General features: G+C 53.1%; 20 protein-coding genes. 7 read left to right on the top strand and 13 right to left on the bottom strand.

Annotation, left to right across the window (positions count from 1 at the left end):
* Nucleotides 1-63: 63 nt before the first annotated feature.
* The 8 genes from AACU55_RS02940 to AACU55_RS02905 form a co-directional block, all read right to left on the bottom strand.
* A complete protein-coding gene (locus AACU55_RS02940; protein WP_037035194.1) occupies nucleotides 64-387 on the bottom strand; it encodes a hypothetical protein in 324 nt (107 codons plus the stop codon).
* A gap of 491 nt (nucleotides 388-878) precedes the next feature.
* Nucleotides 879-1,280 carry a hypothetical protein gene (locus AACU55_RS02935; RefSeq protein ID WP_134706624.1) on the bottom strand — a complete coding sequence of 134 codons (402 nt, stop codon included), beginning with the start codon at nucleotides 1,278-1,280 and terminating at the stop codon, nucleotides 879-881.
* Nucleotides 1,258-1,584, bottom strand: a complete 327-nt coding sequence (locus AACU55_RS02930) for a polymorphic toxin type 44 domain-containing protein (RefSeq protein ID WP_234300442.1) — start codon at nucleotides 1,582-1,584, stop codon at nucleotides 1,258-1,260. Before AACU55_RS02930 ends, AACU55_RS02935 begins: the two co-directional genes overlap by 23 nt.
* A 92-nt stretch (nucleotides 1,585-1,676) precedes the next feature.
* Nucleotides 1,677-2,162: an Hcp family type VI secretion system effector gene (locus tag AACU55_RS02925; RefSeq protein ID WP_134706622.1), complete on the bottom strand. Its 486-nt coding sequence runs from the start codon at nucleotides 2,160-2,162 to the stop codon at nucleotides 1,677-1,679.
* A gap of 609 nt (nucleotides 2,163-2,771) precedes the next feature.
* Entirely contained in the window at nucleotides 2,772-4,220 is a 1,449-nt protein-coding gene (locus tag AACU55_RS02920; RefSeq protein ID WP_134706621.1) for an efflux transporter outer membrane subunit, read from the bottom strand.
* A complete protein-coding gene (locus AACU55_RS02915; protein WP_037035202.1) occupies nucleotides 4,213-7,338 on the bottom strand; it encodes an efflux RND transporter permease subunit in 3,126 nt (1,041 codons plus the stop codon). The genes AACU55_RS02920 and AACU55_RS02915 overlap by 8 nt, the downstream gene beginning before the upstream one ends.
* Entirely contained in the window at nucleotides 7,339-10,539 is a 3,201-nt protein-coding gene (locus AACU55_RS02910; RefSeq protein ID WP_037035203.1) for an efflux RND transporter permease subunit, read from the bottom strand.
* Complete coding sequence (locus AACU55_RS02905; protein ID WP_134706620.1) at nucleotides 10,536-11,879, bottom strand: MdtA/MuxA family multidrug efflux RND transporter periplasmic adaptor subunit; 1,344 nt, start codon at nucleotides 11,877-11,879, stop codon at nucleotides 10,536-10,538. The genes AACU55_RS02910 and AACU55_RS02905 overlap by 4 nt, the downstream gene beginning before the upstream one ends.
* 471 nt (nucleotides 11,880-12,350) lie before the next feature.
* Here AACU55_RS02905 and AACU55_RS02900 point away from each other — a divergent pair, with 471 nt between their 5' ends.
* The 4 genes from AACU55_RS02900 to AACU55_RS02885 all read left to right on the top strand — a co-directional run bounded on the left by AACU55_RS02900 (nucleotide 12,351) and on the right by AACU55_RS02885 (nucleotide 15,676).
* Nucleotides 12,351-13,181, top strand: coding sequence for a gamma-glutamyl-gamma-aminobutyrate hydrolase family protein (locus AACU55_RS02900; protein WP_037035205.1), 831 nt, complete (start codon nucleotides 12,351-12,353; stop codon nucleotides 13,179-13,181).
* The gene (locus AACU55_RS02895; protein WP_134706619.1) at nucleotides 13,178-13,723 is read left to right on the top strand and encodes a M15 family metallopeptidase; all 546 of its coding nucleotides are present in this window, start codon (nucleotides 13,178-13,180) and stop codon (nucleotides 13,721-13,723) included. The genes AACU55_RS02900 and AACU55_RS02895 overlap by 4 nt, the downstream gene beginning before the upstream one ends.
* Before the next feature lie 51 nt (nucleotides 13,724-13,774).
* Entirely contained in the window at nucleotides 13,775-14,329 is a 555-nt protein-coding gene (locus AACU55_RS02890) for a GNAT family N-acetyltransferase (protein WP_134706618.1), read from the top strand.
* Nucleotides 14,330-14,491: 162 nt separating this feature from the next.
* Nucleotides 14,492-15,676, top strand: a complete 1,185-nt coding sequence (locus tag AACU55_RS02885; RefSeq protein ID WP_112197511.1) for a sugar transporter — start codon at nucleotides 14,492-14,494, stop codon at nucleotides 15,674-15,676.
* 75 nt (nucleotides 15,677-15,751) lie between these two features.
* Here AACU55_RS02885 and AACU55_RS02880 read toward each other — a convergent pair whose 3' ends face one another.
* The gene (locus AACU55_RS02880) at nucleotides 15,752-16,168 is read right to left on the bottom strand and encodes a DUF2000 domain-containing protein (protein WP_013574124.1); all 417 of its coding nucleotides are present in this window, start codon (nucleotides 16,166-16,168) and stop codon (nucleotides 15,752-15,754) included.
* A 132-nt stretch (nucleotides 16,169-16,300) separates the two neighbouring features.
* Here AACU55_RS02880 and AACU55_RS02875 point away from each other — a divergent pair, with 132 nt between their 5' ends.
* Entirely contained in the window at nucleotides 16,301-16,777 is a 477-nt protein-coding gene (locus tag AACU55_RS02875; RefSeq protein ID WP_037035211.1) for an Lrp/AsnC family transcriptional regulator, read from the top strand.
* 55 nt (nucleotides 16,778-16,832) lie between these two features.
* On the opposite strand, the gene AACU55_RS02870 is transcribed toward AACU55_RS02875, so the two are convergent.
* The 4 genes from AACU55_RS02870 to AACU55_RS02855 form a co-directional block, all read right to left on the bottom strand.
* Nucleotides 16,833-17,936, bottom strand: coding sequence for an amidohydrolase (locus tag AACU55_RS02870; RefSeq protein WP_134706617.1), 1,104 nt, complete (start codon nucleotides 17,934-17,936; stop codon nucleotides 16,833-16,835).
* A 47-nt stretch (nucleotides 17,937-17,983) separates the two neighbouring features.
* On the bottom strand, nucleotides 17,984-18,451 hold the full coding sequence (locus AACU55_RS02865) for a YjiG family protein (RefSeq protein ID WP_013574121.1): 468 nt from the start codon (nucleotides 18,449-18,451) through the stop codon (nucleotides 17,984-17,986).
* Entirely contained in the window at nucleotides 18,444-19,124 is a 681-nt protein-coding gene (locus tag AACU55_RS02860) for a nucleoside recognition domain-containing protein (protein WP_015689416.1), read from the bottom strand. The genes AACU55_RS02865 and AACU55_RS02860 overlap by 8 nt, the downstream gene beginning before the upstream one ends.
* Nucleotides 19,125-19,489: 365 nt before the next feature.
* Complete coding sequence (locus AACU55_RS02855; RefSeq protein ID WP_134706616.1) at nucleotides 19,490-20,629, bottom strand: M20 family metallopeptidase; 1,140 nt, start codon at nucleotides 20,627-20,629, stop codon at nucleotides 19,490-19,492.
* A 128-nt stretch (nucleotides 20,630-20,757) separates the two neighbouring features.
* Here AACU55_RS02855 and AACU55_RS02850 point away from each other — a divergent pair, with 128 nt between their 5' ends.
* A complete protein-coding gene (locus tag AACU55_RS02850; RefSeq protein ID WP_037035253.1) occupies nucleotides 20,758-21,663 on the top strand; it encodes a LysR family transcriptional regulator in 906 nt (301 codons plus the stop codon).
* A 150-nt stretch (nucleotides 21,664-21,813) separates the two neighbouring features.
* Nucleotides 21,814-23,175, top strand: coding sequence for an argininosuccinate synthase (gene argG / locus AACU55_RS02845; protein WP_015689414.1), 1,362 nt, complete (start codon nucleotides 21,814-21,816; stop codon nucleotides 23,173-23,175).
* Nucleotides 23,176-23,179 lie beyond the last annotated feature (4 nt).

Raw genomic sequence — 23,179 nt, 5'->3', positions numbered from 1 at the left:
AGATAGCGTACTTTAAATTAGCCCGGAGGGCTCCGGGCTATGAACGAGCATTTTCGACTGGGTCTAAGAGGATTTTCGAGCATCGTTTGCTTTGATCTCTTCGACCCAAGCTTCCATTATCCACAGGCAAGTGGCGGCTTGTGGTCCTGCATCTAATAATGAAAGGCGGATGCGGTTATATATCGCCATGTCGCTATTCGTTATTTTATCAAATGGCGGAACGCAGGCTATATCCGTTCCTTGCTGGTGCTTGTAATGATGCTTATCGAGAATTGACATCATTTTTAGTGCTTCTTTTGCGTTCGCATCGGGCGCGTAATAGAGCGCGCCAGCAAGTTGATTGGACTGTTGTAGATTTACTACAGGCGCTAAATCCGGGACTAACAATAGCCATTCATTGTCACCCTTAGAGATTTTTTTAATCGCCTCAGCCCAGTCTTCTGCTGTTATTTTAGATGAAAAACTGTTGCTTCAGTATTTATGGACACTTGCTCTTATATCCTTTGGAGTAGTCGAAGCAAATCCGGCCGGGCCTTCTTTTCTCTCGCCGTGTGTGCGAATTAATTTTCTGCCATATACATCAATTCTCCCTCTGATGTCCACGCTATAATTATCTTTGAGACATAAACATTCTCGGATTGTCATTTTCATAAAACCATTATAAAAAGAGAGACATTACGTTATGCCTCTATGCTTTTATGAATAATTAGAAAACCTTCAAAAAAGTAATATTCAGAAGTTTATTACTGATGAAAGAGCTATATTGCTGGTAATCAATAGTCTCAAATAATATCTGTCAAAAAATACGGCTAAATCGTAACATCTGGTATTTCTCCGTACTAAAAACTGAAGTGAGGCAAAGCCCCACTGAGTTTATTTTAATAAGGTGCAGCGTCCAGATGTACAATAACTTTATAACTTCCGTTATCGAATGAGTATATATCGCCGCGAACGCGAAGATATAGATGATCATTGTTGGCTATGGCCGTGGCCTTGCTGTCAGATGTGACCATGAATGCCCTTTGGTCATCAATATGAGCCATAAAATCAGCCTCACTTTTCGTCGCATCATACAAATAATAGTGGTACGAAAATGACGTCATTGCTCCAGCACTGGCCTGGGTTACATACAAGGTGACCAGGTTATTCACTTTAACCGTCTTATACACCTCCTGCTCTACCGGAAATTTGAGAAAGTGAATGACCCATGCGATTAACATAAACGCAAAAAGTACAGGCACCAAAACATAGCGTTTTTTAAAACCCCGTTCTTTTTGCATAATCGATACCACACTTTATCCAGAATTGATCTTGTGGGTCGTCACCATGGGGCGATGGGCCATGCCATTTTCCATCTTCTGCCTTCGCATTTCCCGAACGAGATTGCGCCCACCCCGCCGCCCGTAACAATACAGGCTCAGTTATTCCAGCTGCGGTACCCACCGCACCGTAGTGGAAATTTCCAAAGTTCTCATACTGCCTCCCTGCGTGCGTTTTATAATCCCAAGGTCCATGTAGTCTGACTTGTTGATAAAACCACTGGTACGTGAGTGCTGATGGACCGTGATGAAATCTCGAGAGCATCATATTATTAATGACGTTTACTCCTGGTGGCGAAAATGAGGATACATCATAGGGCGGATGAGGCGAGGCCGCTAATGTAGGGTATCTCATAATTACGCTCTATCTTTCCAACTGTCTGAGAACATCAAATTACCATCGCAGTGCTTCCAGGTGATTTTTTCATAGCGCAGTTCAATGCATTCAAGATGGTTATGCTTTTCTTTCATCGGATCTTTAGTGTCATGCATAATTGGCGATACACCTACGATTTTTACGTCCTCAAGCATAATGTTGAAATACTCAACCTCTTGCCCTGCATCATTGATGTTATACCACTTAAACTCTGCTGACTTTAGTGTTTGTCCGGTAGCCACGGCCTTGTACAGATAAGGTGATGAAGAATCAAAATCTTTCTGGAGCAGAACTGCGGAATGTTTACGGGTGCCTGTAATTACCCCTGTCATCCCATCAGTTGGAAGGCTCAGGTTATGAGAGAAGCCATTCACCTCGATACTACCTTCACGATCCCTCACATCAACGGAACCTTTAATTGGTGCACCGCCGTCGTCTTTAAGCCATAAGTATGCCGGGATTGCCATTTTCATAAATCCTTTTTTTAAAAGTGAGCAATTACATTATGCCTATATGCTTTAACAAACAATTGGAAAACCTTTAAAAAAATAATTTTCAGAAGTTTATTACTAACGAGCGGTAATTTATTCTCCGGCTACCAACATTCACATTTTTAATCCGCCTTGAGTAAATAGACTTGAATTAATTCAAACGAATTAATCAAAACAATAATTCCCCACGTCAATCTAAATTCACAGACCATCATTAATTATTATCATTATTAAAAACCTCATTAAAAACAAAAAATAATCTTGCAGTTATTATTCCGAGGAGTAATTTATTTATTACTTTCAATAGGGAAATAATCCACAAATAAAAACATCTCTACTTTAAATACTTTCGGAACTGTCAGGTATATTAAATGGCTCCCTTGAATTGATTGTTGTGATCACAAAGTTTTGCGCATATCGGAAACAGGCGACCTGGTGTCATTTATCCCCGCCACTTTAATTGCTATATCTAGAGTGATTGAGGTCATTTACGATGAATGGCAGCAATCGCACTGAAAATGAATGATGTTCTCTACACCAAAGACCGTTTTATGTGTCCTTCGTGCAGAGATAATTCAAACTCTCTTACTTACCCACATCCCCGTTCCATCCCCCGCCCAGTGCGGCAATCAGCTTAACGCTGGTGACCATCTGGGTGCTGAGCAGTGACAGGACGCTTTGCTGTTGCGTCAGGCTGGTATTTTCGGTGGTCGCGACGTCGAGATAGTCGATCATCCCCGCCTGATACTGGTTGTAGGTCACGCGGGCGGATTCTTTGGCGGAATCGGCGGCGTTCTGGCGGGCGACCAGTTCGCTGTCCAGCGTGTGCAGTTCAACCAGATAATCTTCCACTTCCTGCATCGCGGTTAACACGCTCTGGCGATAACTGGCGACGTCGGCGTCATACGCAGCTTCGGCTTGTGCCACTTTGCCACGGGTGGAACCGAAATCCAGTACCGTCTGGCTGAGTTCCGGGCCTAAAGACCAGACGCGGTTTGGCAACGAGAACAGGTTATGGAAGGCCGAGCTGGCAAAACCGCCGCTGGCACTTAAGGTCAGATCGGGATAATACGCGGCAGTGGCGACACCGACTGCCGCATTGGCAGAGGCCATGGTGCGCTCAGCAGCGGCGATATCAGGACGACGCTGCAGCAGTTGCGACGGAATCGCATCCGGCATCGCAGGCAGGTTCAGTTTTACGTCGCGGGCGGCGAGGCTGAACTGCGCTGGCGGTTTGCCGATCAGTACGGCGATAGCGTGCTCAAGCTGGGCGCGCTGCCATTGCAGATCCAGCGCCGACGCTTTGGTACTTTCCAGCTGAGTTTGTGCCTGCGCCAGTGTGCCACGCGAGGTACTGCCACCGGCATACTGGTTCTCAATCACGTTCAGATAACGCTGATAGGCGTCAATACTTTGCTTATACAACGCGATTTGCTGATCCATCACCCGCAACTGGAAATAATCCTGCGCCAGTTCGGATTGCGCGCTGAGCGTCGCATCAGCCAGATCGGCCTTGCTGGCCTGCGCGCTGGCATCCTGTTCTTCCGCCGTGCGGCGCAGTTTGCCCCACAAGTCCAGTTCCCAGCTTGCACTCAATTGTGCGGACTGGCTGTTGCTGGTGGAGGTTGAGGTGCCACTGCGCGTGCTGCCGACGGTGGCATCCACGGAAGGATACAAATCAGAACGCGCCTGCGTCACCAGTGCCTGGGCTTCGCGGTACTGCGCGGCGTACTGGGCAACGTTCTGGTTGGAAATCTGCACCTGTGTCAGCAGGGACGACAGCTCAGGATCCTGATACACCGCCCACCAGTCGCCTTTGGCCTGATTATCTTTCGGGATCGCGGCCGTCCAGCCTTTGGCTTCTTTAAATGCCGTTGGCATAGCCACATCCGGCCGTTTGTAATCAGGGCCGACGGCACAGGCGCTGACCAGTAAGGCCAGCGCCAGCGGAGCAAGACGGAACACCATTGAACGTGTTTTTTGCAGAGTCATCAGATTCGCTTCAGGGTAATGAGTTTCAGTGTGATCAGTCATGAGAACTGGCCTCCGGCGGCGTCGCGTGAGGACGCAGACGTTGCCACAGACGATGCGTCGCCCGGCTGGTGCGATCCATATACAGGTAAACCACCGGCGTGGTGAATAACGTCAGGATCTGGCTCAGTGCCAGCCCGCCGGCAATTGCCAGACCCAGCGGACTGCGCAGATCCGCGTCCCCCCCGCTGCCCATCGCCAGAGGCAGGGCACCAAAGAATGCCGCCAGCGTGGTCATCAGGATCGGACGGAATCGCATCAGACAGGCCTGAGTGATCGCCTGTTGTGGCGTCAGACCCAGCCGCCGTTCGGCGTCGAGCGCGAAGTCGATCATCATGATCGCATTCTTTTTGACGATGCCGATCAGCAGCAGGATCCCGATCAGCGCGATCACTGTCAGTTGCGTATTGGTCATCAGCATCAGCAACAGCGCCCCCAGCCCGGCGGAAGGCAGCGTGGAAAGAATGGTCAGCGGGTGAATATAACTTTCGTACAACACGCCGAGCACGATATATACCGCCGCCAGCGCGGCCAGGATCAGCCACGGCATGGAACTGGCCAGCGCTTCAAACGCCTGCGCCGTCCCCGCATAACTGCCATGAACGGTATCCGGCAAGCCGATTTGTGCCATGGCGGTTTTCAGCGCAGCCTGCGCATCTTCCAGCGCATAGCCGTCGGCGAGGTTGAACGCGATAGTCGTGGTCGCCGTCTGCCCCTGATGGGACACCGACAGCGGTGCGTTGGCGCCGCTGAAGGTGGCAAACGCCGACAACGGCACCTGATTACCAGAATCGGTCACGACATACAGCTGATGCAGCACATCCGGATTGCTGGTGTAGTCAGACGTCAGGTTCATGACCACGTGATACTGGTTCAGCGTTTTATAGATCGTGGCAACCTGCCGCTGGCTGAAAGAATTGTTGAGCAACGTGTCAATCATCTTCACGTTCACGCCCAGTTGCGTGGCACGATCCCGGTCGATATTGAGCATGACCTCCTGACCGCCGGTTTGTGCATCGGAATCCACACCGGTCAGTTGCGGCAGTTTCGCCAGCGCTTTCTGCACCTTCGGTGCCCATTCCCGCAACACCGAAAGATCGTCAGATTGCAGACTGTACTGATACTGCGCGTTGGCGCTGCGCCCGCCGATATGCAGATCCTGCGCCGCCATCAGGAACAACTGCGCGCCCGGCTCCTTGCCGGTCGCCATCATCAGACGGTTAGCCACCTGATTGGCGGTCGAGGTACGTTTGTCGAAATCTTTCAGACGCACGAAGAACGTGGCGGTATTACGTGAACCAAAGCCGCCGCTGCCCGCCGAACTCATCACCGCTTCTACCGCAGGATCGTCCTGAATGATCTTGCTGTATTTCAGCACCTGCGGCTGGATCGACTGGAACGAGGTGTTCTGATCCGCACGCAACATGCCCATCAGCATGCCGGTGTCCTGATCCGGGAAGAAACCTTTTTCCACCACGGTATAAAGATAGAAATTGAGTATCACGGTGAGGAACAACCCGACCAGCGTGATCAGCTGATGGCGCATCACCCAGCCGAGCGCGGCAGAATAGGCCGCCAGCAGTTTGTTAAGGCCATGCTCGATCATGCGGTAGATGCGCGGCTGACGTTTTTCCACCGGCGGTTTACGTTTGAGGAAACGTGCGCACAGCATCGGCGTCAGGCTCAGTGACACCAGCATCGAGATGATCAGCGAGACACTCAGCGTCACCGCAAATTCGCGGAACAGACGCCCGACGATACTGCCCATCAGCAGGATCGGAATGAAAACCGCGATCAGCGACAGCGTCATCGACAGCACGGTGAAGCTGACTTCCTGTGCGCCTTTCAGCGCCGCCCGCACCGGTCCCATTCCCTCTTCGATATGCCGCGTAATGTTCTCCAGCACCACAATGGCATCATCGACCACGAAACCGGTGGAGATGATCAGCGCCATCATCGAGAGGTTATCCAGACTGTAGCCAAGGAGATACATCACCGCGCAGGTCCCGATCAGTGACACCGGTAGCGCCACGGCGGGGATCAGCACAGCATTCCAGTTACGCAGGAACACAAAGACCACCGCGATCACCAGCAGCGTGGCTTCCATCAGGGTCATTTCCGTATCACGCAGGGAAGCGGAAACGTTAGGCGAACGATCCAGAGCCAGGTTCAGTTGCACGTCGCCCGGCAGACTTTCTTTCATCAGCGGCAGCGCGGCTTTGATCGCCTGAATGGTTTCCAGCATGTTCGCGCCAGCCTGGCGCGTTACACCAATCATCACCGACGGCGTGCTGTTGTAATACCCGACGTTGTATTTGTCTTCGACGGAATCATACACATTGGCGATATCGCTGAGGCGGATGGCCGAACCATTGATGTAGGTGACAATCAGCGTTTTGTACTGCGCGGCGGTACTTTGCTGGCCGTTGCCTTCAATCATCCACGACTGATCCGACCCTTGCAGCAAGCCTTTCGGCAGGTTGCTGGTGCTGTCGGCAATCGCAGCACGAATGGTGTCGAGGGAAATCCCGTAAGAGGTGACGGCTTCAGGGCGTAAATCAATGCGCACGCCCGGCAGCGCCGAACCCACCAGAGAAACCTGCCCGACGCCGTTAACCTGTGCGATTTTCTGTTGCAACTGGCTTGAGGCAATATCGTACAACTCACCTTTACTGCGCGTGGCCGAGGTCAGCGCCAGCATGATGATCGGCGCATCCGACGGGTTGGCTTTGCGGTACGTCGGCAGCGACGGCATGCTGCTCGGCAGTAATGCACGGGAGGCGTTAATCGCCGCCTGAACGTCACGCGCCGCGCCGTTGATGTCGCGATCGAGATCGAATTGCAAAATGACGCTGGTCGAACTCTGCGAACTGCGCGAGGTCATTTCCGTCACACCGGCGATTTGCCCGAGCGCCCTTTCCAGCGGCGTCGCCACCGTCGCCGCCATGGTTTCAGGACTGGCACCCGGCAGACTGGCACTGACCAGAATGGTCGGAAAATCGACCTGCGGCAGCGGTGCCACCGGCAGCAGGCGATACCCGAGCAAACCCAGCAGGAGTATCGCCATCGTCAGCAGCAATGTCGCAACCGGGCGGAAGATGAAGAAACGCGAAATGTTCATTTATTCCGCCTGCTTCGCTGCACGCCGGTGACGTGGATTAAGGCGGTGAGAAAGCCGGTCAAACATCAGGTAAATCACCGGCGTGGAGAACAGCGTCAGAACCTGACTGAAGATCAGACCGCCGACGATCACCAGCCCCAGCGGCTGACGCAGTTCCGCGCCGGATCCGCTCGCCAGCATCAGCGGCAACGCCCCGAGCAGCGCGGCCATGGTGGTCATCATGATCGGACGAAAACGCAGTAAACACGCCTGGTGAATCGCCTCACGCGGCGATAATCCCTGTTTGTTTTCCGCATCCAGCGCAAAGTCGATCATCATAATGGCGTTCTTTTTCACGATGCCGATCAACAGGATCACCCCGATCAGTGCGATCAGACTGAATTCCGTACCGGCAAAGATCAGCGACAGCAATGCACCGACCGCCGCCGACGGCAGCGTGGAAAGAATGGTCACCGGATGAATAAAGCTTTCGTACAGAATACCGAGCACGACATACATGGTCAGCAGTGCGGCGAGGATCAGCCACAGCGTGTTGCCGGTGGCACTTTCAAATGACGCCGCCGCACCCTGATAGCGCAAAGTGATGCTGTCCGGCATGGCGATATCAGCCACCGTGGTTTTGATCGCCTGCTGCGCCTGCTCCAGCGAATAACCGTCTTTGAGGTTAAAGGAGACGGTGACTGCCGGGAACTGATTGAGGCGCGCCTGCAACAATGCGCCGGTGCGCATGTGGATTTTGGCAATCGACGTCAGTTTGACCATGCCATTGGTCGCCCCGGCATTGGTGGTGGTGGTCGAGGTGCCGCTGTCCGATGTCGAAGAAGACGTGGTGCTGGTGGTGGTCGCCACCGTGCCGGATGTTGAGGTGCTGTTGTTGGTCGCCAGATAGACATCGTCAAAAGAAGCCGGTGACTGCTGGAACTGCGGGGCCACTTCCAGCACGACGCGGTACTGGTTCGCCTGGGTAAAGATGGTGGAAACCAGCCGCTGGCCGAAAGCGTTGTACAGCGCGGTATCGACGTCAGACGCCGTAATACCGTAGCGTGCAGCAGCGTCGCGATCGAGCTCCACATAGGCGATCTGCCCCTGATTTTGCAGGTTGCTGACCACTTCGCTGAACTCCGGCAATGCACTGAGTTTCTCAATCAGCTTCGGTGTCCATTGCACCAGATTTTCGCTGTCGGCATCATCCAGTGTGAACTGGTACTGGCTTGGCGTGACCTGATCGTCCACCGTCAGATCCTGCGAAGCCTGCATATAAAGCTCAATGCCCGGCACGCCTGCGGTCTCCTGCTTCAGGCGTTCAATGATCGCCGGTGCACGTTCGCTGCGTTCATCAAAGGATTTCAGGCTGATCTGCAAACGTCCGCTGTTCAGACTGGTGTTATTACCGTCCACGCCGATGGTAGACGACACGCTTTCCACATCCGGATCATTGAGGATAGCGGCAGTCAGTAATTGCTGACGACGCCCCATCTCGCTGAAGGAGACATCCTGCGAGGCCTGGGTGATCCCCTGGATCATGCCGGTATCCTGCGACGGGAAGAACCCTTTTGGCACAATCACGTACAGCAACGCGGTGAACACTAACGTCGCGGCAGCGACCAGCAGCGTGAGCTTCTGATGGTTCAGTACCACGATCAGCATACGATCGTAACCGGCGATCATTTTGTCAAAAAACTCACCGCCTTTACGGTAAAACTTGCTCTGTTTTTCTTCCGGCGTGTGACGCAGCAAATAGGCGCACAACATCGGTGTCAGGGTCAGCGACACCACCATCGATACCAGAATCGACACGGCCAGGGTAATGGCGAATTCGCGGAACAGACGCCCGACCACATCGCCCATAAACAGCAGCGGGATCAGTACCGCAATCAGCGAGAAGGTCAGGGAAATAATGGTGAATCCGATCTGCTGCGAACCTTTCAGCGCCGCCTGCATCGGCGTTTCGCCCTCTTCGAGGCGTCGTGAAATGTTTTCGACCACCACGATGGCGTCATCGATAACAAAACCGGTGGCGATGGTCAGCGCCATCAGCGAGAGGTTGTTAAGACTGAAACCACACAGGTACATCACACCAAAGGTGCCGACCAGCGAGAGCGGCACGGCCACGCTTGGGATCAGCGTCGCCGCGACATTACGCAGGAACAGGAAGGTGACCATCACCACCAGCGCAATCGACAGCAACAGCTCAAACTGAACGTCGCTGATCGAGGCACGGATAGTCTGGGTACGGTCAGAAATCACGCTGATTTTGACCGACTCCGGCAGCGCTTCCTGCAATTTCGGCAGTTGTGCTTTGATGGCATCCACCACCTGAATCACGTTGGCGCCCGGCTGACGCTGAACGCTGATAATGATCGCCGGTTGTTTGTTCGCCCACGCAGAAAGGTACTGATTTTCCGCGGCTTCGGAGAGCGTCGCGACGTCGCGCAAACGCAGCGCCGCCCCGTTTTCATAATTAACAATCAGGTTGCCGTATTCAGCGGCAGTGCGCAGCTGGTCATTGGCATCGATGGTGATCGAGTGGTGCGGCCCGTCAAAGCCCCCCTTGGAACCGTTAACGTTACTGTTGCCGATCAGCGTGTTGATGGTTTCCATGCTGAGGTTATGCGCCGCCAGCTTGCGCGGATCCACCTGCACGCGGATAGCAGGCTGATGCCCGCCCGCCAGCGTGACCATACCGACGCCGGAAATCTGCGACAGTTTCAACGCCACGCGGGTATTCACCAGATCCTGCACTTTGGTCAGCGGCAGGGATTCAGAGGTCGCGGCTAATGTCAGCACTGCGGCATCCGCCGGATTCACCTTCTTGTAAGTCGGCGGATTAGGCAAATCGCTGGGCAGCAGGCTGTCAGCGGCATTGATCGCCGCCTGCACTTCCTGCTCAGCCACATCAAGGGACAAATCCAGCGAGAATTTCAGCGTAATAATGGAGGAGCCGCTGGCGCTGGTGGAATACATCTGACTCAGCCCCGCCATCTGCCCGAGCTGACGCTCAAGCGGCGCGGTAATACCCGACGCCATCACGTCCGGACTGGCGCCCGGATACAGCGTGGTCACCTGAATGGTCGGGTAATCGACCTGCGGCAGCGCCGAGGTCGAGAGCATGTTGTAGGCGAAAATCCCCGACAACAGCACGGCGACCATCAGCAGAATGGTCGCGACCGGCCGGAGTATAAAGAGGCGTGAAGGATTCATTTAGACCCGCTGTCTTTACCGGCTGTAGTTGGGGGTGCATCAGGCGCGACGGCCGTTCTATCCGCGCCGGTGGTGGCTTTATCCACACCGCCGCTCTGCTGACGCTCTTTGGAAGAGCCACCTGCTGCTGCAGCCTCACCGGAATTCGGTGTGACAATCTCGACTTTGGTGCCGTTGTTCAGACGGTCAATACCGGTGGTGACCACCTGCTCGCCCGGCTTCACGCCGGACAAAATCGCCACCTGGTCATCACCAAAATCCGGGCCGGACTTCACGCTGCGACGCTCAATGGTGCTGTCGGCTTTCACCACATACACAAAGTCGCCGTCGCTGCTCAGCTGCAATGCCGCCGCCGGGATCACCGTGGCATCTTTCAGCGTCGCGACCTGTAAGCGGGCATTCACAAACTGATTCGGATAGAGTTTTTCATCGTCATTATCAAACAACGCTTTCAGCTTGATACTGCCGGTACTGGTGTCAATTTCGTTGCTGATAAATTGCAGTTTGCCCTGTCCGAGCACTTCGCTGCCGCTCTGGTCAAAAGCCGTAGTCGGCAACTGATTGCCGCCGCGCAGGGCTTTGAGCAGGGTTTGCAAATTGCTTTGCGGCACGCTGAAGGTCACGGCAATCGGCTGAGTCTGGGTAATGGTAACGATGCCGGTGGTCGAACTGCTGGTGACCATGTTGCCCGGATCCACCAGACGCAGGCCGACGTGGCCGCTGACCGGCGCGGTGATTTTAGCGTACTCAAGGTTCAGCTTAGCGGCGGCGATTTGCGCCAGATCGGCTTTCACTGCTCCCGCGTACTGACCGGCGGTCGCAATCTGGCTTTCCAGATCCTGACGCGCCAGGGAATCCTGTGCATACAGTTTGCGGTAACGCGCCAGCGTCAGTTCGGCACTTTTCGACAGCGCCTGATTCTGCGCTAAATCGCCCTGATACTGTTCCAGCGTGGCCTGATAACTGCGCGGATCAATCTGCGCCAGCAACTGACCCTGCTCCACTTTCTGCCCTTCGGTGAAATACACCTTCATCAGCTGACCATCGACACGGCTGGTCACCGTCACCGTCGCGTTCGCCACCACCGTGCCCAGCGCACGCAGATACACCGGCACATCGGCCTGTGCGGCCTTTCCTGCCTGCACCGGCGTTGCCATTCCTGCCATCATCTGGCCGCGCATTGCGCGCATGCCGCCACGGCCCGGTTTTTTATGGGCAGAGGGATCAGAGGCACTTTGGTGGAAAGCAAAAAACCAGACCAGGATCGCGGCAACGATAATGGCGACAATAACCCACACGAATGTGCGTTTTTTGGAACGAGACGAGGCAGTCGGCAGCATAAATTTCTTGGTTTCGCAGTATTAATGAGGAGAAAACAGCTGAAAAATGACCTTCAACCAGAGATTTTCAATATCAGTCAAAAAACCATTATCCCCGAAAAGTGCGGGTGTCTGTTTTTAGGACAACGTAAAGATTTCGTTAGCAATTAAGAATTTCTATTTCTATCAGCAGGATGAATTATACCCGCTAATTTATCCTTTCGAGGCATCTAATGTTAATCACTAAATGAGAATGAATATTGAAGACCGCAACAAAAAAGCATCAGGAAGTGTCAACGAAGACCGGAATTTTGTCAGGAAAACGCGGAGTTAGTGCGGAAAATGCACTGAGATCCCACCCGAACAGGTGAGAAAACCAGAGCTAAATCCTGAAAATATGACCTATAGATAATTTATATTGTTTGCGCCGACCACGGCTTGATATGGTGAAATTTCTGATTGTTTTTCATTTCCATGCAGGGACTCAGGCGAATGCAGACAAAATTTCAATCCAGACCGGTCATTGGGGTAACGCTCGACAGCGAGGAAGCCGGTGGCTATGCCGATTATCCCTGGTACGCCTTACGTCAGAACTATATGAACAGCCTGGCGGAACTGGGTGCCGTTCCGCTGGCGTTGCCACATCACGCGGCGCTGGCCGATGAATATCTGGCGCTGTGCGACGGCATTGTCGTGACCGGCGGGGCGTTTGATGTACCGCCTGAACTGTTTAATGAGCAACAAACCAGTGATCAGGTTCGCCTGAAACCCGCCCGCACCGAATTTGAAAAAGCCATTGTTAAAGGTGCCATGCAGCGCAATATGCCGCTGCTCGGGATTTGCGGCGGCCAGCAACTGCTTGCCGTATTAACCGGCGGCACGCTGCATCAGCATATTCCCGATGCGCTGCCCGATGCCCTGGAGCACAGCACCACTGTCGACACCGAAAACGCGGGCGGCAAAAAACGCGCGCGTCACCCGGTAGAAATTGTTGAAGGTTCACTGCTCAGCCGCTGCGTAGATCGTGACCATTACGTCGTGAACAGCTCACACCATCAGGCAGTGAAATCCGTCGGTCCCGGCTGTATCGTCAATGCTTACGCACCCGACGGCGTGATCGAAGGCATTGAATGTGAAGGCTATGATTTCTGTCTTGGTGTGCAATGGCACCCTGAATATCAGCAACATGCGCAGGATACTCAGCTTCTTAATGCATTTGTTGTTGCCGCTTCGCGCTATCAGCAGTCGATGCGCTCAGCAGGTAAGGCGATGACGGAAGCCATGAATGATGTGATCGGCCGTGCGGGAGACGAACCGGCATGAACCCGGCGGCACTGAAATCGCAAACGGAGCAGATACTGCGGGAACTGCATATCGACCCGGCGGTTATCGCACATCGCACGCTGCCGTATTTTGAAGAAGTAAGTGAGCACTTACTGGTGGAGGCAGAAACGGATGCCGAAAGCGGTAAAATATACCGTCTGACCGCCCCCGCCTCTGCCGCCTGGCATACCATGAGACAAAAGGCGGCTACTGACGGCGTGGGGATTTATCTGGTTTCCGCCTACCGCAGCCTGAATTATCAGGCTGATTTAATCCGCGCCAAACAACTGGCAGGCATCGCCCCGGAAGATTTCTTTACCTCGCTGGCGCCGCCCGGATGCAGCGAGCATCACACCGGCTGCGCCGTGGATATCAATACGCCCGGCTGCGACGAAGTGACCGGCGTTTTTGGTGAAACAGAAGCTTTTCAGTGGCTGCAAAGCCACGCCGCCGGATTCGGTTTTGTGATGTCATTCCCGCTGAACAATCCCTGGGGATTCATTTATGAACCGTGGCACTGGTGCTGGCATTCCAATTCCTGATGAATCCTCTACACTTACCGCCCTCTCCGCTACAGGCTTTAAGGGACCACCATGGAACTCGCCGTCACGAACGCTGATTTTTACCTTAAAATTTTGGGGCCGGAAGACACGGCTGTCGTTCATGCTTATTTTCGCGATAACGCCGCGCATCTCGCGCCGTGGGAGCCTTTACGGCCAGCGGACTTTTACGCGCCTGAAACCCTGCGGGTCCGTCTGAGCAATGCTTTTGATGAAGCGGCCTGCGGTACGGCATTCCAGTTTGGCATCATCAGCCGTGAAACCGGTGACATGCTCGGTGCCTGCAATTTTACCGGCATCGCCCGCGGTCCTTTTCAGGCCTGCCATCTGGGATATTCGGTCGCGGAAAACCAGCAGGGGAAAGGACTGATGCATCGGTCGCTGACAACCGCCATTGATTACCTGTTTCGCGAGCAGGGTCTGCACCGCATTATGGCCAGCTATATTCCGGACAATCATAAAAGTGAGCGCGTACTACTGCGTCTGGGCTTTGAACGCGAAGGGTATGCGAAATCATATCTGAAAATTGCCGGTTGCTGGCAGGATCACGTACTGACTTCCCTGATCAATCCTCACGACAATGCGTGAGGAACATCACAGTTACCATCACTAAAATTGTCGCCTGAAGATTTATCTGATAGGCCAATTTTCTGTTTCATTTTTCGAACAAATAAAACACACTATGCGTTCAACAGGCATCTGGCAGACAGATGCCTGATTTCAACATCTTCTTATAAGTCATAAATTTCAATGCAATCAGATACCGTTTCGCGCAGGACAGCATGGCTTCGCGTTGTGATGATGGCTATTGCCGCATTCATCTTCAATACCACTGAATTTGTGCCCGTCGGATTACTCTCCGACATCGCCGCCAGTTTCAATATGCAGACAGCACAGGTTGGCCTGATGCTGACCATTTACGCGTGGGTGGTCGCGCTGATGTCGCTGCCGCTGATGCTGCTGACCCGCAACGTTGAACGAAAGCGCCTGCTGATCATCATCTTTTGCCTGTTTATCGCCAGCCATGCGTTATCTGTCGTCGCCTGGGATTTCTGGAGTCTGGTGGCCTCGCGCGTCGGTATCGCCCTCGCCCACGCCATTTTCTGGTCGATCACTGCCTCACTGGCGATCCGTGTGGCACCGGCCGGTAAAAAAACGCAGGCACTCAGTATGTTAGCGACCGGCACCGCACTGGCGATGGTGCTCGGCTTGCCGCTGGGTCGTCTTATCGGTCAGTATCTTGGCTGGCGAACCACCTTTATGAGCATCGGCATCGTTGCGCTGATGACACTGATTTGTCTGATTAAACTGCTGCCGCCGCTGCCAAGTGAACATACCGGCTCACTGAAAAGCGTGCCGATGTTGTTCCGCCGTCCGGCGCTGGTCGGTATGTATCTCCTGACTGCGCTGATAGTGACCGCTCACTATACGGCATACAGTTATATCGAACCGTTTATCCAGAGTGTTGCCAACATGGGTGAAAACTTCACCACTTTCCTGCTGCTGATTTTCGGCGGCGCGGGTATTCTCGGCAGCATTGCGTTCAGTTTGCTTGGCAACCGTTTCCCGGCAGCCATGCTCAGCGGCCCGATCCTGCTGGTCACGCTTAGCATGCTGCTGTTGTTTGTGGCGGTGATGAATCCGGTCGCGATTTCAGTGCTGTGTATTATCTGGGGACTGGCGATGATGATTATCGGCCTGGCAATGCAGGTGCGCGTGCTGGCGCTGGCGACCGACGCCACCGACGTGTCAATGGCGCTGCTTTCCGGTATTTATAACATCGGTATCGGTGCCGGCGCGCTGATCGGCAATCAGGTGAGTCTGCATCTGGAAATGAGCAACATCGGCTACGCCGGTGGCCTGATCGGCTGCATTGCGTTCGTCTGGTGTCTGACGATTTTCAAACGCTATCCGCAACTGAAAGCGACGAGCTGAATACGGATTAGCGCAAAACTCAGACCGAATACCATCCCTGTATTCGGTCTTTTTTATATCTGTATCTTCAACACATTAGCGCAATAACTTCAGGTTTCCCGTCAGCGATTTAATCCACTTTTCCGGCCCCACCAGCCCGACACCGTCGATCACTTCATCGTATAAATCCCGCAACGGGAACGTCATTTCGTATTGCTCAAACTGATGCATCGTGCGCGCAAATGCCGGGAACGGCACCACGCTGCGCTCGCCTGCTGCGTCCAGTGCTTTAAACATCAGCGCCTTAATGTGATCGGGCGTGGCCTGCAGAATCGGCAGCGGAGTTTTAGAGATAGTATCGGTCGTGACACCCTTTGCGTCAGTCAGCGAACTGCCCGCCAGCATCGGGAATTTTGCCGCTAATCCGATGCCAATTACGCCTGCCGTGTTCGCCAGTAATCCCGGCGGAAGTTCGGGATTGAGAATAATTGCCACCCGCAGTTTATCTGCCATTTTTGCGCCCTTTTCATCATTATTGATGACAAAAATGATAGCGCCTGGCCGCTGAAAGGTGCTTTCTTTTCCCGCCGTAAAATGCCCTAATCTGGTTATCTCTTTCTTAAAATCACATTTAAAAGGCAGATTATGTCCGTATCTGAAATTTCACCGGCAGACCTTCGCATTCTCAAACAACTTCAGGGTTCGGGCCGAATGACCAATCAGGAGCTGGCGGAAAAAGTGGGCATGGCCGCTTCTCCCTGCTGGCGGCGCATGAAACAGCTGGAAGACAGCGGCATAATCACCGGTTATCAGGCGAACATCGACAGGAAAAAAATCGGGCTGGGGTTGCTGGCGTTTATCCGGGTGAAAATCGACAGTCACAGCGAGGAAGATGCGCAACGTTTCGAGCAGGAAGTGGGGGCGCTGCCTTCGGTGATTGCCTGTTACGCGATTGCCGGTGATGCGGATTTTCTGTTGCAGGTGGTCGCTAAAGATCTCGACAGTTTTTCCAGTTTCGCGATGGAAGTGGTGCGTCGTCTGCCGGGCATCAAAGAGATGCAAACCTCGTTTGTGCTCAGGGAAGTGAAACCGCTGGATGTGCTGCCGCTGGAGGGAATGTAAGGCAATGCCCGACAAAAGCCGGGCATGTTTTTAAAACAATGACGCGCCGTAATGCTTATCCCAGCACTCTTTTCACGCAGCCTTTAAATACCCTGACACCAATCTCCAAAGCGTCGAGATCAAAGCGCATATCAGGATGATGCAGCCCGGGCGTGAGATTCGCGCCCAGTCCCCAGAACCCGGTTTTAATGGCCGGACGCTGGCGTGAATAGTGGAAGAAATCTTCACTGCCCGGTGTAAATTTCGGTTCAGTCAGGCCCTCTGCACCTAAAACTTCTGTAACAGATTCCGCGATAATCGCGGTTACGTCACTGTCGACTTCTGCCGCAGGCATCTCTTTCATCACATGAATTTCCGCCGTGGCACCCAGCGCCGCCACGCTGTGCTCAATCGCACGAAGCACCTTTGCTTTCAGTTCATCCATCGGTTCATTGTGCTGCGAACGCAAATCCCAGCACACGCGGGCTTCCGCTGGCACAGAATTGGTCACACCCGCATCGCACAGGAAACGGGTAGCTTTCACGCTGTATGTCAGGCTCGGTGCCAGATGAATAGTATTCACTGCCTGAACCGCCGCCACGGCGGCATCCAGCGCGTTAATGCCCAGGTGCGGGCGCGCCGCGTGAGAAGGAACGCCGGTGATAATCGCCTCCACCGTCGCACAGGCAGAGTAATACATCGCGGGCACCGCCTGCCCCATCGGGCATTCTTCAAGTGGCCGCACATGGAACCCCAGCAGCATATCCACATCATCAATGGCGCCCCCTTCCACCATGGCCAGGGCGCCGGTGCCCAGCTCTTCTGCGGGCTGGAACAAAATTTTCAGGCGGCCTTTTTTAACCATGCCTTCTTTCATGATTTCCTGCGCCGCTGCGAGCACGACAGAGGAGTGACCATCGTGGCCGCAGGTATGGCGCGCCACCAGCTCGCCATCAATGATATGGCCGAGTGCATCCATATCGGCACGCAGCGCCATGACAGGACCGGGCTTGCCGCTGTCGATTTCAGCGATAATTCCTGTGGTGCCGTTCACATGACGCGTGACGTTAAACCCCGCATCTTCAAGCGCCTGCGCGATATAAGCCGATGTTTTAAATTCGGTAAAACCCAGTTCAGGGATGAGATGTAAATGTTGATAATGTTCAATAGCTTTCGACACGGGTAAACACTCCGGTAAATTCATTTTCAAAACAGTGCAATCGAAAATCAGGCAAAAATTCGCATCAGGATCATCGAAATAATGGCGTTCAGTACGCTGGTCAGCATCAGCAGAGGCCAGTATTTTTTCGGCACATCCGCCACGCCAAGCAGGCGTCCCATGTATTGCAACTGAGAACCCATCAGGAAAATTGCCGGTGCCAGAATGGTAATCTGCGTCATATCCAGCGTGCCTTTGGTCAGCAAACTGATAGCTACACCCGTACCCGCCGAAGACGATAGCCATGATGTGAGCAGCACGGTAACGGCTTCACCGGGCAATCCCAGCAACCCCATGAGTGGCGCGAAAATGTGCCCCACCAACGTCATTACGCCGAGCAGATTGAGCATTTCTGAAATGACGTAAGCCATTACCACGTTAGGCATCAGATTATTGATAGCAATATTGAAGCCTTTACGGGCACCGACCACGAAAATATCGAACGGGTTTGAGGAAACTCGGGTGGCATTACTCATTTTCAAAATCTCTTTTATAAACGGTGTTCAACACAAAGCGGACAAATACCGCGCCGACAAATTTCATCACGAACATCACCACCAGCGGAATAATCACCGGCATGGTTAATGATGCAAACATAGCGGAACCGATGGAGAAATAGTTGTTGATCAGACCGGCACCGGAATATTGCCATGCGCCCATGATCACTACGTCTTTCTTTGTGACCTGTTTATTATCGTAAAGCTCTTTACTTAATGCAGCGCCGGCGTCAGTGCTTTGCAGATCGGTAATTAACGCCAGGCCGGTGTGGCCGGGAATGCCTAATATCGGCTTAAGCAGTGGTGTTAATAATTTATGTGCAGCCCGGATAGCCCCGTAGTGCGTAAATATTTCTAATAATCCCAGTGCCAGCATGACCGTCGGCACCAGAGATAAGGCAAAAAGGAAACCAGCTTTAGCACTGACACCGCCCGCCCCGACAAACGTGCTGGTTTCACCTTTCATGGTACCGAACGAACCGCCCAGCGTAGTGAAGTCAAAGGCTCCCAGCCACGCCATGCCATCCACCTTTAAAAATGCACCAGAAAACAGCAGGATAACGACAATAAGCGACACGTATGCCCCCTTACCGACTTTCCACTCGTCCACCTCAGGGGTGGCTCTCTGTTCTGATATTCGTGTGTCACTCATACTAACGTTCCTTCTCTGGTATCTGTCTGCAATAAAAAATCAGGAATACAATTCCTGTCAGTTTTCAATGAATGTCATGTGAGAAAACAGGTTATTCATTCAGCACCTGATTTCTGCTCATTTTTATTTTTAACCACAGACAAGAGAGCAGGAAACGTGCCAACTTTCACTTTTTAATAAACAGTAAAAATAGTTAAAAAACAGATAAAAAATAAAAACGAAAAATAGCCCTCATCGTAATAAAGGCTTTTTGATAAAATCATTCAATCGCGATGAAATAACCGGGAATTCATTGCACCATTTTGGTTTATGACGCACCAATAAAGGGCCCGGGTATTTTATTTCATGCACTGTTTATCAACATGTCATATGGCTACTTCCCCGCTGCCCAGAATTATTTCAGCAAGCAATGCTGCCCGCAGCGGAATATCATCAATAATAATATGCTCGTCCCGGGCATGAATGCCGGAGCCTGTCGCACCCAGTCCGTCGAGCGTGGGGATACCCAGCGCCGACGTAAAATTACCGTCGCTGCCGCCGCCGACCGCTTTGCCTTTCAGCGTAATTCCCAGTCGTTCAGCAGCATGCTGCGCCTGCAAAAAAAGCGCTAAATTCTGCGGTGTCTGTTCCATTGGCGGGCGGGACATCCCGCCGGTGACCACCACCTGCGCACCGGCAAGATGCGGCTGGCAATTCTTGATGGCCGCTTCCACGCGCGCGGCCTCTGCCATATTGGTCACACGTAAATCCACACCCAGTACGGCATGATCGGCGACCACGTTAATTTTACCGCCACCGCTTGCCAGACCGACGTTGACCGTCGTGCCAGCCTCTGGGGCATTCAGGCTGTGAAGGGCTAAAATCTGATGCGCCATTTCCTCAATCGCGCTGATGCCATCTTCCGGATTGTTGCCCGCATGGGCCGAACGACCGGTGATTTTCACTTCAAACCTGCCGGATCCTTTACGGGCAATTTTGGCCTCATGGGTGCGCGCCACAGCCGGTTCAGCCACCAGAACCCGTCCGGAATCAGCAGCACATTGTTCAATCCATTTACGCGATGACGGGCTGCCGAGTTCTTCATCCGAAGGACAAATAAACTGAATGCGATGCGGCGACAGCACGCCGGTTTGTACCAGCGCCCGCACCGCCCAGATTGCCTGCACGAGCCCGCCTTTCATATCCAGCACACCGGGCCCATACAACCGGCCGTCTTTTTCCACCATCTCCAGCTCACCGCATTCCCACACAGTATCGAAATGGCCAAGAATACTGGTCACCTGCGGCCCGTGACCGACACTGAACAGCAGATGATTGCCGAGTTTTTCCTGCGGGCAAACCTGCGCCTGCACATCCAGCCGCTCCGCCATGATGCTTTGCAGGACGTCTCCGCAACGGTCAACCGCCACTTTATTCAGCGAAGGGGATTCGGCCTGAACCAGGCGCTTTATATCACTGAGGATCAGCGAAGCATGTTGTTGCAGATAGTCATACACGGTTGACATGAAATTTCCCGATGTCTGTTTTGTCGTCAATTTTGATTATCTACAACCCATCACATAATATAAATGTCGTTTCAATGACTATATTGTTGCCTTTTGGTCAACAGACACCGGGAACACCGATGAGCCAGATGTTTCACGAGAAGCAGATCAGTTATCTCTACGAGGTGGGGATCCAGGGCGGGATCCGCCGTGCGGCCGATATTCTTGGCGTCAACGCTTCGGTGATCAGCCGTCAGATCGCCCTGCTGGAACGCACACTGCAACTGCCCTTACTTGAACGCAGCGGACGCACAGTGGTGCTGACCGATGCAGGAAAACTGCTGGCGGATGATTTTTTTGAAAGCCGGATACGTCGCGAAAAACTGGAGCGGCATTTAAAAGATTTGCGCTATATGAAAGGTGGCGCGGTCACCATTCGCGTCGGTGCCGGGCTGGTTGATACCTTTGTCGAACACGTACTGAAAAACTTTGCGACATCCTATCCCAATGTTTTTGTGGAAATTGTCGCAGGGAATATGCAGGAAACACTGGCGTCGATTGTCCAGGGTGAGGCCGATATGGCACTGGCGTTTGGCCCGATTGGTAACCCGGAACTGAAGCGCCACAGTTTTCCGTGGGGGCCGATCTGCGCAGTGGTCAATCCGCAGCACCCGATCGCACATCTGAAAACAGTCTCGATCGAAGAACTGAACAAGCACCCGCTGATTTCGCTCAGTGAGACGTTTGGTTTGCAACGCCACATGAACGCGATGTTCCAGAGCAAAGGTTTTTTGTTCACCCCTGCCTACCGCTGTAACCTGTTCTCGACGGCCATGAGCCTGAGCATTTCAGGCATGGGAATTTCCTTTATGAGCGCACAGGCGGCAGGCGAACGCATCGAGCACGACATTCTGGTGGCGGTTCCCATTGATCACCCTATTGCCACCGAAGCCCAGTGCCATTTATTGCGCAATTCAGACCGGCGTTTCACGCCCGCAGCGCATCATCTATGGCAGTTACTGCTGAATTTTTTCCAGAAACAGAATGAGCGATAAGGCGTTTTGCAGTGCATGACAATTAGATAGTTATGCGGTAAAATTTACATAAATATGCAAAATGTCTTTTACCCAACGCCGGTTTTGCGATATCAATATAGGCATTGAAACTTTTAGCAGACAGACCCCCATTCATACAGGATTTAACCGATGACAACTATTCTCAAGCACCTTCCTATCAATCAGCGTGTGGGGATTGCATTCTCCGGCGGTTTGGACACCAGTGCAGCCCTGCTGTGGATGCAGAAAAAAGGGGCGATTCCTTATGCCTACACGGCCAATCTGGGTCAGCCTGATGAAGAAGATTACGATGCCATTCCGCGTAAAGCGATGGAGTACGGTGCAGAGAAAGCCCGCCTGATTGACTGCCGTAAACAACTGGTTGCAGAAGGGATTGCCGCCATTCAGTGTGGCGCATTCCATAACACTACGGCGGGCGTGACTTACTTCAATACCACGCCGCTGGGCCGTGCCGTGACCGGCACCATGCTGGTTGCCGCAATGAAAGAAGACGGCGTCAATATCTGGGGCGACGGCAGCACATATAAAGGTAACGACATTGAACGTTTCTACCGTTACGGTCTGCTGACCAATGCTGAACTGAAGATTTATAAGCCGTGGCTGGATACCGACTTTATCGATGAACTCGGTGGCCGTCATGAGATGTCCGAATTCATGATTCAGTCCGGCTTCGATTACAAAATGTCGACCGAGAAAGCCTACTCCACTGACTCCAACATGCTGGGCGCAACGCACGAAGCCAAAGATCTGGAATTCCTCGACTCCGGCGTCAAAATCGTTAACCCGATTATGGGCGTGAAATTCTGGGACGAGAATGTGGTCGTGAAAGCGGAAGAAGTCTCCATCCGTTTTGAGCGTGGTTATCCTGTCGCACTGAATGGCGTGACCTTTGACGACAGCGTGGAGCTGATGATGGAAGCCAACCGCATCGGCGGTCGTCATGGCTTGGGGATGAGCGACCAGATTGAAAACCGTATCATTGAAGCCAAAAGCCGTGGCATCTACGAAGCCCCGGGAATGGCGCTGCTGCACATCGCTTATGAGCGTCTGCTGACCGGTATCCATAACGAAGACACCATCGAGCAATACCATGCAAATGGCCGTGTACTGGGTCGTCTGCTGTATCAGGGCCGTTGGTTCGATCCGCAGGCTCTGATGCTGCGTGACTCCGCACAGCGTTGGGTCGCCAGCGAAATCACCGGTGAAGTGACTCTGGAACTGCGTCGCGGCAATGACTACACCATCATGAATACGGTGTCTGAAAACCTGACTTACAAACCAGAACGTCTGACCATGGAAAAAGGCGATTCTGTGTTCTCACCGGATGACCGTATTGGTCAGCTGACCATGCGTAATCTGGATATCACCGATACCCGCGAGAAGCTGCAAAACTACGTTGAGACAGGCTTGCTGACTTCTTCCGCCTCTACCGGTTTACCGCAGGTGGATAACAATAATCTGCCGCGCGGATTGCAGGTGAAGAATAAGTAATTGC

This window comes from Rahnella sp. CJA17(1/100), from assembly GCF_963881615.1.
In the GTDB taxonomy this organism is placed as follows: domain Bacteria; phylum Pseudomonadota; class Gammaproteobacteria; order Enterobacterales; family Enterobacteriaceae; genus Rahnella; species Rahnella aceris.
Note: the sequence above shows the minus strand (reverse complement) of the source record. Positions and strands in the feature narration are given on the sequence as shown.

Bases quoted from the DNA above. Each gene is read 5' to 3' on its own strand.
- AACU55_RS02895 (WP_134706619.1), top strand. From the start codon at position 13,178: ATGAACCCGGCGGCACTGAAATCGCAAACGGAGCAGATACTGCGGGAA.
- AACU55_RS02910 (WP_037035203.1), bottom strand. From the start codon at position 10,539: ATGAATCCTTCACGCCTCTTTATACTCCGGCCGGTCGCGACCATTCTG.
- AACU55_RS02865 (WP_013574121.1), bottom strand. From the start codon at position 18,451: ATGAGTAATGCCACCCGAGTTTCCTCAAACCCGTTCGATATTTTCGTG.
- AACU55_RS02920 (WP_134706621.1), bottom strand. From the start codon at position 4,220: ATGACTGATCACACTGAAACTCATTACCCTGAAGCGAATCTGATGACT.
- AACU55_RS02930 (WP_234300442.1), bottom strand. From the start codon at position 1,584: ATGCTCTCGAGATTTCATCACGGTCCATCAGCACTCACGTACCAGTGG.
- AACU55_RS02925 (WP_134706622.1), bottom strand. From the start codon at position 2,162: ATGGCAATCCCGGCATACTTATGGCTTAAAGACGACGGCGGTGCACCA.
- AACU55_RS02890 (WP_134706618.1), top strand. From the start codon at position 13,775: ATGGAACTCGCCGTCACGAACGCTGATTTTTACCTTAAAATTTTGGGG.
- AACU55_RS02855 (WP_134706616.1), bottom strand. From the start codon at position 20,629: ATGTCAACCGTGTATGACTATCTGCAACAACATGCTTCGCTGATCCTC.
- AACU55_RS02860 (WP_015689416.1), bottom strand. From the start codon at position 19,124: ATGAGTGACACACGAATATCAGAACAGAGAGCCACCCCTGAGGTGGAC.
- argG (WP_015689414.1), top strand. From the start codon at position 21,814: ATGACAACTATTCTCAAGCACCTTCCTATCAATCAGCGTGTGGGGATT.
- AACU55_RS02885 (WP_112197511.1), top strand. From the start codon at position 14,492: ATGCAATCAGATACCGTTTCGCGCAGGACAGCATGGCTTCGCGTTGTG.
- AACU55_RS02880 (WP_013574124.1), bottom strand. From the start codon at position 16,168: ATGGCAGATAAACTGCGGGTGGCAATTATTCTCAATCCCGAACTTCCG.
- AACU55_RS02875 (WP_037035211.1), top strand. From the start codon at position 16,301: ATGTCCGTATCTGAAATTTCACCGGCAGACCTTCGCATTCTCAAACAA.
- AACU55_RS02850 (WP_037035253.1), top strand. From the start codon at position 20,758: ATGTTTCACGAGAAGCAGATCAGTTATCTCTACGAGGTGGGGATCCAG.
- AACU55_RS02900 (WP_037035205.1), top strand. From the start codon at position 12,351: ATGCAGACAAAATTTCAATCCAGACCGGTCATTGGGGTAACGCTCGAC.
- AACU55_RS02935 (WP_134706624.1), bottom strand. From the start codon at position 1,280: ATGCAAAAAGAACGGGGTTTTAAAAAACGCTATGTTTTGGTGCCTGTA.
- AACU55_RS02905 (WP_134706620.1), bottom strand. From the start codon at position 11,879: ATGCTGCCGACTGCCTCGTCTCGTTCCAAAAAACGCACATTCGTGTGG.
- AACU55_RS02915 (WP_037035202.1), bottom strand. From the start codon at position 7,338: ATGAACATTTCGCGTTTCTTCATCTTCCGCCCGGTTGCGACATTGCTG.